Genomic DNA, 14850 nt, shown 5'->3' on the forward strand with positions numbered 1-14850 from the left:
TGGATTTCGAGATCAATATTGAAGAAGCATTCCAACGGAGACATCGATGAAGAAACCCCACGGCACCCGCCGTGCCTTCGGCTCGGCCATCGGCGCCGCAGTCCTTCTGGGCCTCGCGCCCCTGGCCATGGCGCAGGACTTCCCGGCGCGCGGCAAGCCCATCCGCATCGTCGTGGGCTTTACGCCCGGCGGCGGCACCGACGCGCAGGCGCGCATTGTTGCGCAGAAGCTCGGCGAGGTTCTGAACACCAGCGTGATCGTCGACAACAAGCCTGGTGCCAGCACCATGCTGGCGGCCAACGAGGTGTCGCGCGCCCAGCCCGACGGCTACACGCTGCTGTACGCGCCCTCGTCCACCATGGCGCAGAACCCGCACACCTTCGCGCAGGTGCCCTACGACCCGTTCAAGGACTTCACCGCCATCTCGATGGGCGGGCGCGGGCCGCTGGTGCTCTCGCTGAGCACCAGCGTGCCGGTGAACAACGTGAAGGAGCTGGTGGCCTACGTGAAGGCACACCCGGGCAAAGTGAGCTATGCCTCCTTCGGCGCGGGAACCTCTTCGCACATCTACGGCGAGGCCTTCGTGAAGAAGACCGGCATCGACGCGGTGCACATTCCGTACAAGGGCGGCTCCGACGCGGCGAAGGACCTGATCGGCGGGCGCGTGCAATACATGTTCGACTCGGCCTCCTCGGCCATCATCACGGCCTCCAGCGGTAAGGTGAAGATCCTCGCGGTGGCCTCCAATGCGCGCATCGCGGCGCTGCCCGACGTGCCCACGTTCGCCGAGCAGGGCTATGCCGGGCTCGACCTGCCGAGCTGGCTGGGCTTCTACGGTCCGGCGCGCATGCCGGCGCCGGTGGTCGCGAAGCTCAACACGGCACTCACGAAGGTGCTGGCGATGCCGCAGGTGCAGGAGTTCTATCGCAGCGGCGGTTACGAGGCGGGAGCGACCACGCCGGAGGAGTTCGCCGGCATCACGCGCTCCACCTACGACAGCTGGGGCGCGATGGTGCAGCAGGTGGGGCTGGTCAAGCAATGAACGACAAGCCCCTTTCGCGCCGCCGGATTGCCGCGTGCCTCGCGCTCGGTGCCGCCATGCCTGCGCTGCTTGCGCATGCCGCCGCGCCCTTTCCGGACAAGGGCCGCACCATCCGCATCGTGCTGGGCCTGGCGGCCGGCGGCGCCTCGGACGCGCAGGCGCGCTTCGTCGCCAACAAGCTCGGCGAGGTGCTGCAGACGCCGGTGATCGTGGAGAACCGGCCGGGCGCGAGCTTCATCCTCGCGACCGAGGAGGTGATCCGCGCCGCGCCCGACGGCTACACATTCATGTACGCGCCCTCCTCCGTGGTGGCGCAGAACCCGCAGACGCTGGCGCAGGTGCGCTACGACCCCTTCAAGGACCTCACGCCGATCTCGCTCGGCGCGCGCGGCCCGCTGGTGCTGACCGTGCATGCGAGCGTGCCGGCGCGCACGGTGCAGGAGCTGGTGGCGTACATCAAGGCCAATCCGGGCAAGATGAGCTATGCCTCCTTCGGCACCGGCACCTCCTCGCACATCTACGGCGAGGCCTTCGCGCGGCAGGCGGGGCTGGACGTGGTGCATGTGCCGTACAAGGGCGGCGCCGACGCGGCCAAGGACTTTCTCGCGGGCCGTGTGCAGTACTACTTCGACGCGGCGCCCAACGCCATCCAGAACACGGCCACCGGCAAGGTGCGCATGCTGGCTGTGGCCGCACCGAAGCGCAGCCCGATGCTGCCCGACGTGCCCACCATGGGCGAACAGGGCGTGAGCGGCGTCGACATGCCGAGCTGGCTGGGCTTCTACGGCCCGGCGCGCATGCCGGCACCGGTGGTCGAAAAGCTCAATGCCGCGCTGGCCCAGGTGCTGGCGATGCCCGCCACGCGCGACTTCTTCCGCCAGGGCGCGTACGAGGCCGAGTCGTCGAGCCCGAAGCAGCTGGCCGACCTGACACGCTCGACCTACGACCAGTGGGGCGACATCATCCGCAAGCTGGGGCTGGTGAAGCAGCAGCAATAACAGCTGCAGCGAGGCTCAGCGGAAGAACTCCACGAGCCGCGCGTTGACCTCGTCGGCGCGCTCGTACTGCGCCCAGTGCCCGGCGCCGTCGATCACCACGCCCTCGCGCCCCGGGCCCTCGGCGGCGAGCTGCGCCACCAGCGGGCGCGGGTCGGCCGTGACGTCGAACTCGCCCCACAGCAGCAGCGTCGGCACACCCATCGTGGCCAGCGCCTGCTGCAGCCCACCCGACTGCGACACCTCCTTGCTGCGAAAGCGCGTGCCGTGGCAGGAGACGTCGTGGATGGCGAACGCCAGCTCGTCGATGGCGGCGGCGTCGTGCAGCATCAGCGCCGCCAGGTTGTGCAGCAGCGCCGCGCGCTCGGCCTCGCGGTCAGGGGCGGCGCGCCAGTTGATCATCTGCGCCGTCATGCGCCGCAGCGTTCCGTGGCCGCCGCTGCCGATCAGCGCGAGGCGGCGGACCGCACCGCGTCCGGCACCGAAGCGCGCGGCCGTGAGCCCGCCGAAGGAGAAGCCACCGAGGTCGATGGTGGTGCCTGCGCCGATGAGCTGGTCGAGCGTGCCGCCGAGCGCGGCGAGCAGCGGCTGCAGCGGGTCTTCGCCGGCGGCCACGCGCGGCGGTGCGTCCGATTCGTTGAAGCCCGGCATGTCGGGCAGCCACAGCGTGCGGCCGGCCGAGAGCGCTTCGGCATTGAGCAGCCAGTGCATCCAGCTGCCGTGGCCGCCGTGCAGCAGCACCATCGGCGGGCGGCTGGTGTCCGAGCCGAAGCGGCGCCAGCGCACGCGCACGCCCTCGTGCACCGCGTCGTGATGGGACGAGAGCGCGTCGATGCGCGCGATGAGGTCGGCGTTCATGGCCACATCCTCTGCAGTTCGCGTTCGCCGTCGAGGAACTGGTGCTTCAGCGCGGCCAGCACGTGCAGCCCGACGAGCACATAAAGCACGTAGCCGGCCCATTCGTGCACGCCGCCCAGCACGGTGTGCCAGGTCTCCTTCACCGTCGGCTCGATGGCCATGATCCAGCCGATGCGCGGCCATTCGAAGAGGCCGAAGAGCTGCATCGGGTGCGTGGCGGCATCCTTCCAGGCCGAGTCGTGCATCCAGCCCGACAGCGGCAGCAGGATCATCAGCGCGTACAGCGCGCCGTGCGCCAGGTGGGCGGCGAAGCGCTCGAAGGCGCCGTAGGAGCCCGGCATGGCCGGCGGCCGGTGCGTGGCGCGCCAGAGGATGCGCATGATGACCAGGCCCAGCACCGTGATGCCTATGGACTTGTGGGTGTCGACGGCCGGGCGCACCCAGTCGTCGGGATAGCGGTCGACCAGCAGGATCAGCGCGATGTTGACGATCATGAGCACCGCGATCAGCCAGTGCAGCGCGATCGCGGTTCGGGTGTAGCGGGTTTGTGCGAGCATGCGGGGAATTTTCGGGCGGGGGCCGACTCAGTCGGGAGCGCGTGCGATTGTCCGGGCATTCCCCGGGCTTTTCGAAACCGCAGGCCGAGTATTTGCGTATCACCAACCTCCGACCGACCGACCGATCGACAGCCGCCCGGGCCCACTTCCCTTGAACGATCCTCTACAAAGCGCCTTCCTGGCCGCGTCGCCGCGCCTGTCTCCCCCCGCCACGCCGCTGCGCAGCTGGCTCATCCACGGGAGCGTGCTCGTGCTGTGGGTGCTGCTCTTCGCCATGGCGTTCAAGGCGGTCGATGTCGGGGCGTGGTCGGTGGGCGTGGCCTACGTGCTCTACGACACGGTGCTGCTGCTGTTCGTCGCGTGGATGACGCTGCCGATCCTGCGCCCCCGGCCGGCGCCTTCACCCGCTGCGGCCGCCCGGCGCAACACCCTGGGCGTGATCGTCGCCTCGCACAACGAAGCCGCCGTGCTGCCCGTGACGCTGGCCGCCCTGCTCGGCCAGACCGACCTGCCCGAGCGCATCGTGATCGCGGACGACGGCTCGAGCGACGGCACGGCCGAGCTGCTCACCACGCGCTACGGGCTCGTCGCTCCCGAACTCGGCGAGCTGAGCGCGCCCAGCACGCTGCATCCGTCGCTGCGCTGGCTGCGGCTGCCGCACGGCGGCAAGGCGGTGGCGCTGAACGCGGGCATCCTGCGCATCGACACCGACATCGTGCTCACGGTCGACGGCGACACCCTGCTCGACAGCCGCGCCATCGGTGCGGTGCGCCGCGCCTTCTCGGAGGAGCCGGAACTGGTCGCCGCCACCGGCGTCATCACGCCCGTGTGCAGCCGCACGCTGGCCGGCCGCTGTTTCCAGTGGTTCCAGACCTACGAGTACATCCGCAACTTCCTCTCGCGCTATGCATGGATGCGCGTCAACGGCCTGCTGCTGATCTCGGGCGCCTTCGCGGGCTTTCGCACCGAGGCGGTGCGCGCGGTCGGCGGCTTCGACACCGATTGCCTGGTCGAGGACTACGAACTCATCCACCGCCTGCACCGCCACGCCCAGGCCCACGGCCTGCCGTGGACGGTGCGCGTGCTCGGCGACGCGCAGGCGCACACCGACGCGCCGAGCAGCACCGGCGCCTTCCTGCGCCAGCGCCGCCGCTGGTTCGGCGGCTTCCTGCAGACGCAGTTCTGGTACCGCGCGATGGTCGGCGACCGGCGCTACGGCTGGCTCGGCGTCGCGATGCTGCCGGTGAAGGCCGTCGACACGCTGCAGCCGCTTTATGGCCTGGCGGCCTTCGGGCTGCTGCTGGTGTACCTGGCGCGCGGCAACCTCGGCGTGCTGGCGCCGGTGGCCGGCGTGATCGGCGCGAAGATCGTGCTCGACCTCGTCTTTCACCTGTGGTCGGTGCACCTGTACCGGCGCTGGGTCGGCAACGGCAGCGAAGCCAACTTCGTGCAGGCCTTCGCAGCCGCGCTGATCGAGCCCTTCACCTTCCAGATCCTGCGGCACACGGGTGCGGCATGGGGCTGGTGGATGTTCCTGACGGGGCGCGGAACCTGGGGCCGGCAGACGCGGGTGGGGCTGGTCGATGCCGATGGCGTTCGGCGCGGCTGAAGCTTCAGCCGCCGAACCGAAAGCTCGACACCACCAGCCCGCCCATGAACGCATCCTCGTGATACACGCGTTCGCCGGCTTCGCCTTCTGCCGCGCCAACGGCCACCATCAGCGGAATCAGATGCTCCTCGCGCGGATGCGCCATGCGCGCCGCCGGGGCTGAATCCCACTGCAGCAGCTGCGCGCTGCGCTCGCCGGCCGTGCTCTTCACGACGGCAGCGTCGAGCCAGTCATCGAAAGCCTTCGACACACCGTGCGCCTGCGGACCGAAGTTGCGCAGGTTGTGGTAGCTCAGCCCGCTGCCGACGATCAGCACGTTCTCGTCGCGCAGCGGTGCGATAGCGCGGCCCAGCGCGAGGTGCTCGGCGGGGTCGAGCCCTCGGCGCAGCGACAGCTGCACCACCGGCACGTCGGCCTTGGGGTAGATGGCGGCCATTGGCGAGAACATGCCGTGGTCGTAGCCGCGCTGCGGGTCGATCTGCACCGGCAGGCCGGCGGCGGCGATGAGCGACTGCACGCGCTGCGCCAGCTCGGGCGAGCCGGGCGAGTCGTAGTGCACCTCGTAGGTATGCGGGGGAAAGCCGCCGTAGTCGTAGATCATCGGCGGCCTGGCGCTGCCCTGCACCGTGAAGGCGGGCGCCTCCCAGTGGGCCGACACCATCAGGATGGCGGCGGGGGTGCGGCCGATCTGGCGGGGCATGTCGGCCAGCGAGGCCTCGAGCCGGTCGTAGGTCGGGCCCATCTCCTTCTTCATCCAGGGCCAGGGGCCGCCGCCGTGCGAGATGAAGTAGGTGGGCAGGCGGGGCGAAGCGGAAGTGTTGTCGTGGGTCAAGTCGATGCTCCTCGATGAAAGCGTTGGATCGACTGTAGACATTTCCTCCGAGGAAATCGACAGGCTACGATGCATCGGATCAGTTCCTGCCAGGAAATCTTCGACAAGGATGCGCACATGGACCGGATGACCAGCCTGCGGGTGTTCCGCGAAGTCGTGGAAGCGGGCAGCTTCGTGGCGGCGGCCGAGCGGCTGGGCATGTCTCCGCCGATGGCGAGCAAGCACGTGGCGCAGCTGGAGAAGTCGCTGGGCGCGCGGCTGCTGCACCGCTCCAGCCGCCACCTGAGCCTGACCGAGGCCGGCACCGCCTGGTACGAGCAGAGCCGCCGCGCGCTCGACCTGCTCGACGAGGCCGAGGCCGCCATCGGCCAGACCAGCGACGTGCCGCGCGGCCTGCTCAAGGTGAGCGCGCCCGTGTGGTGCGCCACGCCGCGCTTCGCCCGGGTGCTGGCCGACTACCGCGAGAAGTACCCGGAAGTGCTGGTCGACATGCACCTGGAGAACCGCAAGGTCGACCTCGCGGCCGACGGCTACGACCTCGCGCTGCGCGCCACGCAGGAGCCCTCGCCTGCGCTGATCGCCCGGCCGCTGTGCCGGGTGCCCTTCTTCCTCGCCGGCACGCCCGCCTACCTGGAGCGCATGGGCGGCGTGCCCGCCGTGCCGGCCGACCTCGCGAAGCTGGGCGCCATCGTGCCGAGCTACGTGAACCTGGACAACCTTGCGCTCAAGGGCCCGGGCGGGCGGATGTTTCCGCTGCGCCTGGCGCCGGCCATGCGCTCGGACGACACCACGCTCACGCTGCACGCGGTGCGCGCGGACATGGGCATCGCCTACATGCCCACCTGGCTGATCGACGACGACATCGCGCAGGGCCGGCTGCTGCGGCTGCTGCCGGACTTCGAGGCCACGCCCGTGACGCTCTTCGCGGTCTACACGAGCCGGCAGTACATGGCGCCCAAACTGCGTACTTTCATCGACTTCCTGGGCGAGCGGCTGGGCCCGCCTGCAGCGAGCCAGGGCAAGCCGCGCGGCACGCTGAACGCTTCCTGAAGAACGCACCTTTTCGGGGCAAGGTCATGCATGCACGGCTAAAGTCCTGAGCTCTCCGGGAGACCTCGCCCTTGTTCCGCTTCTTCGAAAAACTCCTTCATCCCTACCCTGCCGCCGAGCCTCCGATGCCGCCGCAGGGCTTCTTCGCCTTTCTCTGGGCCTGCACGCACGGCGTGCGCGGCAAGATCGCGGTGATGGCGGTGCTCACCGCCGCCATGTCGATCTTCGAGGCAGCGCTGTTCGCCATCCTCGGGCGCATCGTCGACTGGCTCGCGGGCCAGGAGCCCTCGCGCCTGTGGCAGGAGCGCGGCGGCACGCTCATGTGGCTGGCGGCCTTCCTCGTCATCAGCATCGTGGTGGTGGCGCTGCAGACCATCGTGAAGCACCAGACGCTCGCGGTGAACCTGCCGATGCGCCTGCGCTGGAACTTCCACCGGCTGATGCTGGGCCAGAGCATGGCCTTCTACCAGGACGAGTTCGCCGGCCGCATCACGGCCAAGGTCATGCAGACCGCGCTGGCGGTGCGCGACACGGTGTTCGTGCTGGCCGACGTGCTGGTGGCCATGGGCGTGTACGTGGCCACCATGATCATTCTTGTGGGCGTGCTCGACGCGCAGCTGGTCTGGCCCTTCCTGATCTGGCTGGCGCTTTACATCGGTTCGCTGGTGTACTTCGTGCCGCGCCTGGGCAAGGTCGGCAAGGAGCAGGCCGACGCCCGCGCGCTGATGACCGGCCGGGTGACCGACGCCTACACCAACATCGCGACCGTCAAGCTGTTCTCGCACACGCAGCGCGAGGCCGGCTTCGCGCGCGACGCGATGCGCGAGTTCATGAAGACGGGCTACGGCCAGATGCGCCTGGTGAGCGCCTTCGAGATCGTCAACCACACGCTGAGCATGGGCCTCACGGCCGGCATGGCGGGCGTGGCACTGTGGCTGTGGTCGCACGGCGCGGTCGGCATCGGCGCCGTGGCGGCGGCCACCGCGATGGCGCTGCGGCTGCAGGGCATGTCGCACTGGATCATGTGGGAGATGACCAGCCTGTTCGAGAACATCGGCACGGTGCAGGACGGCATGAAAACGCTGTCGCGCCCGCGCACCGTGCTCGACGCGGCCGATGCCAGGATGCTGGAGGTGCCGCGCGGCGAGGTGCGCTTCGAGCATGCGAGCTTCCGCTACGGCGACGCGGGCCGCCGCGTGATCGACGACCTCACGCTGACCGTGAAGCCCGGCGAGAAAATCGGCTTGGTCGGCCGCTCGGGCGCGGGCAAGTCGACGCTGGTGAACCTGCTGCTGCGCTTCCACGACCTGGAAAGCGGCCGCATCCTCATCGACGGACAAGATATAGCGCACGTCACTCAGGACTCGCTGCGCGGCCATATCGGCATGGTGACGCAGGACACCTCGCTGATGCACCGCTCGGTCGCCGACAACGTCGCCTACGGCCGGCCCGACGCGACGAAGGAGCAGATCGAGGCGGCAGCCAAACGCGCCGAGGCGCACGACTTCATCCAGACGCTGGGCGACGCCACAGGCCGGCGCGGCTACGAGGCCCACGTGGGCGAGCGCGGCGTGAAGCTCTCCGGCGGCCAGCGCCAGCGCGTGGCCATCGCGCGCGTGATGCTGAAGGACGCGCCGATCCTGCTGCTCGACGAAGCCACCAGCGCGCTCGACTCCGAGGTGGAGGCCGCCATCCAGCAGAGCCTCTACACGCTGATGGAAGGCAAGACCGTGATCGCCATCGCCCACCGGCTCTCGACCATCGCCGCGATGGACCGGCTCATCGTGCTCGACGAAGGCCGCGTGGTGGAAGAAGGCGACCACCGCACGCTGATGGCCCAGGGCGGGCTGTACGCGCGGCTGTGGGCGCACCAGAGCGGCGGCTTCCTGGGCGACAGCCTGGAAGAGGACGAGGCGCTGCGCGCCTGAGCGGCATCAGGTCGGTAGTGCGCCGGCCTCGTACTGCGCGACGAACTCCCCGCTCGGCGGGATCGGCTTGATGATGTCGATCAGCACCCCGTTCGGGTCGCGCGTGATGAAGTGGCGCTGGCCGAAGGCCTCGTCGCGCAACGGCAGCAGGATCGGCAGGCCGGCGGCCTTCAGCCGGTCGTGCACCGCATCGGGATCGTCCACCTCGAAGTTCAGCAGCGTGCCGCCCGCCACCTGACCGCGCGCCGCGGCCGGGATGGTCTCGTGCCGGCCGTCGAGCACGGCCAGGTTCACCGAGGGCTCGTCAGCCAGCTGCAGGTGCACGTACCAGTCGCTCGTGAAGAGCGGCGTGAAGCCGAAGTGCGTCTTGTAGAAGTCCGCCGTTCCGGCGACGTCGTGGGTCATGAGAACGGGGTAGTAGCTCGTCACTTTCACGGTGGGTCCTTTCATTTAACATACAGGCTGCATGTAAATTGAATATAACTTACAGACAGACTGCATGTAAATGAGCAAGACCACATCGGCAACGGTCATAACCAACCGCGAGCGCACCGAAACAACCCGCCTCGCGCTGCTGGACGCGGCACGTGCCCTCTTCGTCGGCAAGGGCTACGGCGACACCTCCACGCCCGAGATCGCGGTGGCCGCGGGCATCACGCGCGGCGCGCTGTACCACCACTTCGCCGACAAGCGCGACCTGTTCCGCCAGGTGCTGCAGCGCGAAAGCCAGGCCGTCGCGGCCGACATCGAGGCCGCCGCGCCCGAGCAGCTCTCGCCGCGCGAGGCGCTGCTGGAAGGCAGCAAGGCCTACCTGAACGCGATGACGGCGCCGGGCCGCACGCGGCTGCTGCTGATCGACGGGCCCGCCGTGCTCGGCATGGAAGAAATCATGGCGCTGGACGACACCACCTCGGCCGCTTCGCTGCGCGAGGGCCTTGTGCGTGCCGGCGTGGGCAAGGACGAGGTTTCGCTGGACGCCCTCACCCCGCTGCTCTCGGCCGCCTTCGACCGCGCCGCGCTGGCCATCGACGCGGGCGCCGATGTGGAAGAGACCCGCACGGCGATGCTGTGGCTGCTGGAGCGCGCGCTGGGCCCCGCTCGTAAACGCTGACAGCCCCCTCCGGCCCGGCGCTTCACACCCGCCTACAGCACGCGCCGCCCCCTGCCGACAGTCGGGCCGCGATGCCCGCGCGATGCTGGATTCATCTTCAACACAGAGGAGTCCTCGCGTGAATTCCATCATCTACATCGTCGGTCTGGTCGTGGTGGTCGTTGCCGTGCTTTCGTTCTTCGGCCTTCGCTGATCCCACCCACCGCTCATCCCGTGAAACGGGGCCGCTCGCGGCCCCGTTCTTCGTCGTGGCCGCGTCGTGGCCGGCCGGAAAGCGGCGGGCATAATTTGCGCGGCCTCGCCCTGCGCCGGGCCTCGATGACTGATGACTGATACAGATACAGACTGGCTGCGAAGGGACCCTGTTGACCAACACCGCGCTGCGCGAACCCGCCTTTACGGACGCGGTGATCACCGAGGCGATCCGATGGACCGAGCAGAACGGTCCGCTCGACGACGCGCAGGCCCTGCGCACCGCGACCTCCCGCACAGCGGATTCCCACCGCCAGGTCACCGAGCGCGCGCTGCTGCTCGGCGAGCGCATCGGCCTGCAGCCTGAACTCGCGCGTGCCCGGCAATGGGCGCCCTGGGTGCTGCTTGGGCTCGCGGCGCTCATCGTCGTGGCCGGCCTCGGGCTCGCGGGCAACGTGGTCGGCGGCGGGGAGCGCCACATCAACGTGATCGTCGCGCTCGCGAGCCTGCTGGGGCTGCATGCGCTGACGCTGCTGCTGTGGCTCGTCGGGCTGTGGCTGCCGATCGGCTCCTTCAACACCGCCTCGCTGGGCTGGATCTGGCTGTCGCTCACTGCGCGCGTGGCCGGCGGCAAGCGCGGGCAAGCGCCGGTGCTGGTGCGCGCGGCCACGGGGCTGCTGTCTCGCGCGAAGCTTCTGCCTTGGGCCTTCGGGCTCGTGAGCCATGGCATCTGGTCGCTGTCGTTCGCGGTGGTGCTGGCCGCGATGCTGTTCGCGCTCGCGTTTCGCAGCTACACGCTGAGCTGGGAAACGACGATCCTCGAGCCGGAATTTTTCGTGCGTGCCGTGCAGGCACTGGGGTGGCTGCCGGCGAAGCTGGGCTTTCCGGTGCCCGATGCCGCCACGGTGATGGCCGCCCCTGGCGTCGCAAGCGCCGGCGGGCAACGCACCTGGGCGCTGTGGCTCACCGGCTGCATCGCCGTCTACGGACTGCTGCCGCGCATCGCGCTGGTGCTGCTGAGCGCAGGCGTCCTGCGCAGCCGCCGCAAGGCGCTGCAGCCCGACTGGCACGAACCCTACTACCGCAAGCTGCTGGCCCGCTTCGCCGCGATGGCGCCTGCCGCCATCGTCGATGCCGACCCGGGCCGCCTGCGCGGCGCCACGCCTTCGAGCCTGCCTGCATCGGAACTGCAAGACGCCATCTTCGTGCTCGGCTTCGAGCTGCCGCCCGACATGCCCTGGCCGCCGGCCGCGCTGCCCGCGGCCATTGCAGCGCAGGCGCAGCGCATCGACGGCAGCGCCCCCGCACGCCGCGCCCTGCTCGACCAGCTGGCCCGGGTCCATCCACGCACGGTGCTGATGGTCTGCCACGCCGCCTCCAGCCCCGACCGCGGCACCGAGCGCTTCCTGCGCGAGGTGCTGGCGCATTGCGGCGAATGCCGCCTGTGGCTGGCCGACTCGCCCGATGCCAACGCCACGCAGCGTTGGCTCGACTGGCTGCGCGACACCGGCCTGGAACGCATCATCGCCACCGATCGCCTCGAAGCCGCCCTGCCCGAAAGCGCCATCGCCCCATGACGCAGCAAGCCATCCGCATCGCTGTGGTCGGCCACACCAACGCCGGCAAGACCTCGTTGCTGCGCACGCTCACGCGGCGCGTCGATTTCGGCGAGGTGTCGCAACGCCCCGGCACCACGCGCCATGTCGAATCGGTAGATCTCGAGGTGAACGGCGAGGCCGTCGTGCGCTTCTTCGACACGCCGGGGCTGGAAGACGCCGTTGCGCTGCGCGAGCACCTTGCCGCCGGCTTCGACGCGCAGGCGACGCCACCGGAGCGCATCCGCCAGTTCCTGCGCGGGCCCGAGGCGCACGGCGTGTTCGAGCAGGAGGCCAAGGTGCTGCGCACCATGCTCGAGATCGACGCCGCCTTCCTGGTCATCGACGTGCGCGAGCCGGTGTTGCCCAAGTTCCGCGACGAGATCGAACTGCTCAACTCCTGCGCGCGCCCGGTGCTGCCGGTGCTCAACTTCGTGCGCGACGCAGCCAGCCGCGAGCCGGCGTGGAAGGAGCTGCTCTCGGCCTATGGCCTGCACGTGCAGGTGCGCTTCGACGCGGCGGCCCCCTTCGTCGGCGCCGAGCAGGACCTGTACGGCGACCTCGCCACGCTGCTGCGCGACCGGCGCGAGCTGCTGCGCGGCGTGGTCGATTCGCTGGCCGCCGAGGCCGCGCGCCGGCGCGGATCGGCGTGCTCGCGCATCGCAAGCCTGCTGGTCGATGCCGCGGCGGTGCGCCGCACGGTGTCGTCCACCGAGTTCGCCGACGATGCGCGCCGCAAGGCCCTGGTCGCCGCGCTGCAGAAGGACGTGTTCGACAAGGCCCAGCACTGCACCGACGACCTGCTCGCGCTCTACGGCTTTCGCCAGGGCGATGCCGACGAGGCGCCGCTGCCGATCATCGAAGGCCGCTGGACGCTCGACTTCTTCAGCCCCGAGGCCATGAAAGACGCCGGCCTGCGCCTGGGCAAGGGCGCCGTCATCGGCGCGGCGGTGGGCGTGGTGGCCGACCTGGCCGTAGCCGGCATCTCGCTGGGCGCGGGCGCGGCACTCGGCGGCGCCATCGGCGGCGCGGTGTCGCAGGGCCTGGGGCCGCTCGGGCGCAAGATTGCCAACAAGCTGCGTGACGTGCACGAGCTCACCGTGGAAGACGGCGTGCTGTTCACGCTGGCCGCATGGCAGCTGAAGCTCACGCAGGCGCTGGAACTGCGCGGCCATGCGGCCACGCAGCGCATCGCCACCGAATCGCCAGAGGACGGCGATGCGCCCACGCGCGCCGCGGCGGCCGCGGTGCGTGGCGCGCAGCCGGCGCGCAACCATCCCGAATGGGAATCCGGCGGCATCGCGTCTCGCGGCTTCTGGCGCCCGTCACCCCAGCGCGAGGCCTTGGTGGCGGAGCTGTCGATTGCGCTGCAACGCGCCTTCGTCGAAACGCCCTAGCGCCCTAGTTCACCAGCGCCTGCAGCCGCGCATAGTCGCCCGGCCGCGCGCCCAGTTGCTCTGGCGTCGAGCGCCTGACGACCCGCTCCTGGAACAGCTGCCGGTTGGCCGGCGACACGGTCATGCCCTTGTCGCGCAGGAACTTCTCGTCTTCCAGCTCCCCGGCGATCACGCCGACGTTGGTCCACTTGGCTGTTTCCACCAGCGCCTTTTCGACCATCGCCTGCTGCTGCGGAGTCAGCTTGCCCCACGCGGCCTTGCCGATGACGATGCCCAGCGTGTCGTAGACGTGCGCGGTCAGCAGCACGTACTTCTGCACCTCGTAGAGCTTCTTCGACTTGACGATGTCCAGCGGGTTTTCCTGCGCCTCCACCTCGCCCTTCTTGAGCGAGCCGTACAGGCTCATGAAGGGCAGCGTCACCGGCTTGGCGTCGACCGCGGTGGCGAAGAGCTGGTAGGCCGCGGCGGTCGGAACGTACAGGCGCAGGTCGCGGAAGTCCTCCGGCTTGGCCAGCGGCTTCGCCGATGTGACCTGGCGCGCGCCGTAGTAGACGGAGGCGACCATGCGATTGCCGCTCTTCTCGTTGTAGCCCTTCATCAGCTCGGCCAGCAGCGGGCTCGCCAGGTACTTGCGCATGTGGTCGAGGTCCTTGAAGGCGAAGGGGTAGCTCCCCAGGCTCAGCGGCGGATAGCCCTCGGCCAGCGTGGCCTGCCCGACGTAGGCGATCTGCATCGAGTCGTTGGCCAGCATCAGCGGATAGTCGCCCTCCTGTCCCAATTTGGAAGAAGGCACCACCTCGATCCTGATCTTGCCTTCGGACTGCTCGGCGATCTTGCGCGCCGCCAGTTCGGCCTGCTGGTGGAAGATGCTCGTGGGCTCGTAGACATGGCCCCACTTGAACTGCAGCGCCTGCGCATGGGCAGCCACCGCGCCCGCGAACGCCAGGCAGAGAAAAACACCGGCGCGGCGCCACGGCAACAAGCTTTTCATCGACTCTCCCTCGGGTTGAGAACAGCCCGCACCCCATGCAAGATCGAAGCCACGCGGCGACGGGTGCCAGGCGAATGCGTCCGGCGCTGGAATCGTAAGTATTTGAAACCTTCTTCGTAATCGGGTTTGCCCGACTCCGGCCAGCGCGCCTACGATGCCTTTGCACATGACAGATACGACCAGACTGCGCGCCATCCGCGCCGACATCACGACCCTGCGGGTGGACGCCATCGTCAACGCCGCCAACTCCTCGCTGCTGGGCGGCGGCGGCGTGGATGGAGCGATCCACCGCGCGGCCGGGCCCGAGCTGGTGCACGAATGCCGGCTGCTGGGCGGCTGCAAGACGGGCGACGCCAAGCTCACCAAGGGCTACCGGCTGCATGCGCGCTTCATCATCCATACGGTCGGTCCGGTGTGGCGCGGCGGCGACTCGGGCGAGCCGGAGCTGCTGGCGTCGTGCTACCGGCGGTCGATGGCGCTCGCGGCGGCGCACGGCGTTCGCAGCGTTGCGTTTCCGGGCATCAGCACCGGCATCTACGGCTACCCGGTCGAGCCGGCGGCAAGGCTGGCGGTGAGCACGGTGCGGGAGGCCTTGGCGGATGCCGCATCGCCGGTGGAAGAAGTGGTCTTCTGCTGCTTCTCCGCCGGAGACCTTGCCATCTATGAAGCCGTGCTGGCCTGATGCCGCATCGG

Annotated in this window: 14 protein-coding genes; 9 read left to right on the top strand and 5 right to left on the bottom strand. The window is 69.5% G+C overall.

The window, feature by feature from the left end:
* The first annotated feature begins 46 nt into the window (after nucleotides 1–46).
* The gene (locus tag ABL843_RS18665) at nucleotides 47–1042 is read left to right on the top strand and encodes a Bug family tripartite tricarboxylate transporter substrate binding protein (RefSeq protein WP_418116822.1); all 996 of its coding nucleotides are present in this window, start codon (nucleotides 47–49) and stop codon (nucleotides 1040–1042) included.
* Nucleotides 1039–2040, top strand: coding sequence for a Bug family tripartite tricarboxylate transporter substrate binding protein (locus tag ABL843_RS18670; RefSeq protein WP_418116824.1), 1002 nt, complete (start codon nucleotides 1039–1041; stop codon nucleotides 2038–2040). The genes ABL843_RS18665 and ABL843_RS18670 overlap by 4 nt, the downstream gene beginning before the upstream one ends.
* A gap of 15 nt (nucleotides 2041–2055) precedes the next feature.
* Here ABL843_RS18670 and ABL843_RS18675 read toward each other — a convergent pair whose 3' ends face one another.
* Nucleotides 2056–2895, bottom strand: a complete 840-nt coding sequence (locus ABL843_RS18675; protein ID WP_418116826.1) for an alpha/beta fold hydrolase — start codon at nucleotides 2893–2895, stop codon at nucleotides 2056–2058.
* Nucleotides 2892–3452 (bottom strand): cytochrome b, encoded by a 561-nt coding sequence (locus ABL843_RS18680; protein WP_418116827.1) that lies wholly within the window; start codon nucleotides 3450–3452, stop codon nucleotides 2892–2894. The genes ABL843_RS18675 and ABL843_RS18680 overlap by 4 nt, the downstream gene beginning before the upstream one ends.
* Before the next feature lie 151 nt (nucleotides 3453–3603).
* On the opposite strand from ABL843_RS18680, the gene ABL843_RS18685 reads away from it, so the two are divergent.
* Nucleotides 3604–5061 (top strand): glycosyltransferase family 2 protein, encoded by a 1458-nt coding sequence (locus ABL843_RS18685; RefSeq protein ID WP_418116828.1) that lies wholly within the window; start codon nucleotides 3604–3606, stop codon nucleotides 5059–5061.
* Nucleotides 5062–5065: 4 nt separating this feature from the next.
* Here ABL843_RS18685 and ABL843_RS18690 read toward each other — a convergent pair whose 3' ends face one another.
* Nucleotides 5066–5893: a DODA-type extradiol aromatic ring-opening family dioxygenase gene (locus ABL843_RS18690; protein WP_418116829.1), complete on the bottom strand. Its 828-nt coding sequence runs from the start codon at nucleotides 5891–5893 to the stop codon at nucleotides 5066–5068.
* 117 nt (nucleotides 5894–6010) lie between these two features.
* On the opposite strand from ABL843_RS18690, the gene ABL843_RS18695 reads away from it, so the two are divergent.
* Together ABL843_RS18695 and ABL843_RS18700 are read left to right on the top strand one after the other, a co-directional pair.
* Nucleotides 6011–6943: a LysR family transcriptional regulator gene (locus ABL843_RS18695; RefSeq protein WP_418116830.1), complete on the top strand. Its 933-nt coding sequence runs from the start codon at nucleotides 6011–6013 to the stop codon at nucleotides 6941–6943.
* A gap of 125 nt (nucleotides 6944–7068) precedes the next feature.
* Nucleotides 7069–8871, top strand: a complete 1803-nt coding sequence (locus tag ABL843_RS18700; RefSeq protein WP_418116831.1) for an ABC transporter ATP-binding protein — start codon at nucleotides 7069–7071, stop codon at nucleotides 8869–8871.
* Between the two features lie 6 nt (nucleotides 8872–8877).
* Here the strand turns inward: ABL843_RS18700 and ABL843_RS18705 are convergent, their stop codons facing one another.
* A complete protein-coding gene (locus tag ABL843_RS18705) occupies nucleotides 8878–9306 on the bottom strand; it encodes a VOC family protein (RefSeq protein WP_418116832.1) in 429 nt (142 codons plus the stop codon).
* Nucleotides 9307–9376: 70 nt separating this feature from the next.
* On the opposite strand from ABL843_RS18705, the gene ABL843_RS18710 reads away from it, so the two are divergent.
* From ABL843_RS18710 to ABL843_RS18720, 3 genes are all read left to right on the top strand, one after another.
* Complete coding sequence (locus ABL843_RS18710; protein ID WP_126022003.1) at nucleotides 9377–9982, top strand: TetR/AcrR family transcriptional regulator; 606 nt, start codon at nucleotides 9377–9379, stop codon at nucleotides 9980–9982.
* A gap of 365 nt (nucleotides 9983–10347) precedes the next feature.
* Nucleotides 10348–11751: a DUF2868 domain-containing protein gene (locus ABL843_RS18715; protein WP_418116833.1), complete on the top strand. Its 1404-nt coding sequence runs from the start codon at nucleotides 10348–10350 to the stop codon at nucleotides 11749–11751.
* Nucleotides 11748–13166 (top strand): GTPase/DUF3482 domain-containing protein, encoded by a 1419-nt coding sequence (locus ABL843_RS18720; protein ID WP_418116834.1) that lies wholly within the window; start codon nucleotides 11748–11750, stop codon nucleotides 13164–13166. The genes ABL843_RS18715 and ABL843_RS18720 overlap by 4 nt, the downstream gene beginning before the upstream one ends.
* A 4-nt stretch (nucleotides 13167–13170) precedes the next feature.
* Here the strand turns inward: ABL843_RS18720 and ABL843_RS18725 are convergent, their stop codons facing one another.
* Nucleotides 13171–14157: a sialic acid TRAP transporter substrate-binding protein SiaP gene (locus ABL843_RS18725; protein WP_418116835.1), complete on the bottom strand. Its 987-nt coding sequence runs from the start codon at nucleotides 14155–14157 to the stop codon at nucleotides 13171–13173.
* A gap of 166 nt (nucleotides 14158–14323) precedes the next feature.
* On the opposite strand from ABL843_RS18725, the gene ABL843_RS18730 reads away from it, so the two are divergent.
* Entirely contained in the window at nucleotides 14324–14839 is a 516-nt protein-coding gene (locus ABL843_RS18730; protein ID WP_418116836.1) for an O-acetyl-ADP-ribose deacetylase, read from the top strand.
* The last annotated feature ends 11 nt before the right edge of the window (nucleotides 14840–14850 follow it).

The organism is Variovorax sp. 350MFTsu5.1 (genome assembly GCF_048302515.1).
Classification (GTDB): Bacteria; Pseudomonadota; Gammaproteobacteria; order Burkholderiales; family Burkholderiaceae_C; genus Variovorax; species Variovorax guangxiensis.

What these genes read in the sequence shown, in the direction of transcription:
- ABL843_RS18665 (WP_418116822.1), top strand. Translation starts at nt 47, where the DNA reads ATGAAGAAACCCCACGGCACCCGCCGTGCCTTCGGCTCGGCCATCGGC.
- ABL843_RS18670 (WP_418116824.1), top strand. Translation starts at nt 1,039, where the DNA reads ATGAACGACAAGCCCCTTTCGCGCCGCCGGATTGCCGCGTGCCTCGCG.
- ABL843_RS18675 (WP_418116826.1), bottom strand. Translation starts at nt 2,895, where the DNA reads ATGAACGCCGACCTCATCGCGCGCATCGACGCGCTCTCGTCCCATCAC.
- ABL843_RS18680 (WP_418116827.1), bottom strand. Translation starts at nt 3,452, where the DNA reads ATGCTCGCACAAACCCGCTACACCCGAACCGCGATCGCGCTGCACTGG.
- ABL843_RS18695 (WP_418116830.1), top strand. Translation starts at nt 6,011, where the DNA reads ATGGACCGGATGACCAGCCTGCGGGTGTTCCGCGAAGTCGTGGAAGCG.
- ABL843_RS18700 (WP_418116831.1), top strand. Translation starts at nt 7,069, where the DNA reads ATGCCGCCGCAGGGCTTCTTCGCCTTTCTCTGGGCCTGCACGCACGGC.
- ABL843_RS18710 (WP_126022003.1), top strand. Translation starts at nt 9,377, where the DNA reads ATGAGCAAGACCACATCGGCAACGGTCATAACCAACCGCGAGCGCACC.
- ABL843_RS18720 (WP_418116834.1), top strand. Translation starts at nt 11,748, where the DNA reads ATGACGCAGCAAGCCATCCGCATCGCTGTGGTCGGCCACACCAACGCC.
- ABL843_RS18725 (WP_418116835.1), bottom strand. Translation starts at nt 14,157, where the DNA reads ATGAAAAGCTTGTTGCCGTGGCGCCGCGCCGGTGTTTTTCTCTGCCTG.
- ABL843_RS18730 (WP_418116836.1), top strand. Translation starts at nt 14,324, where the DNA reads ATGACAGATACGACCAGACTGCGCGCCATCCGCGCCGACATCACGACC.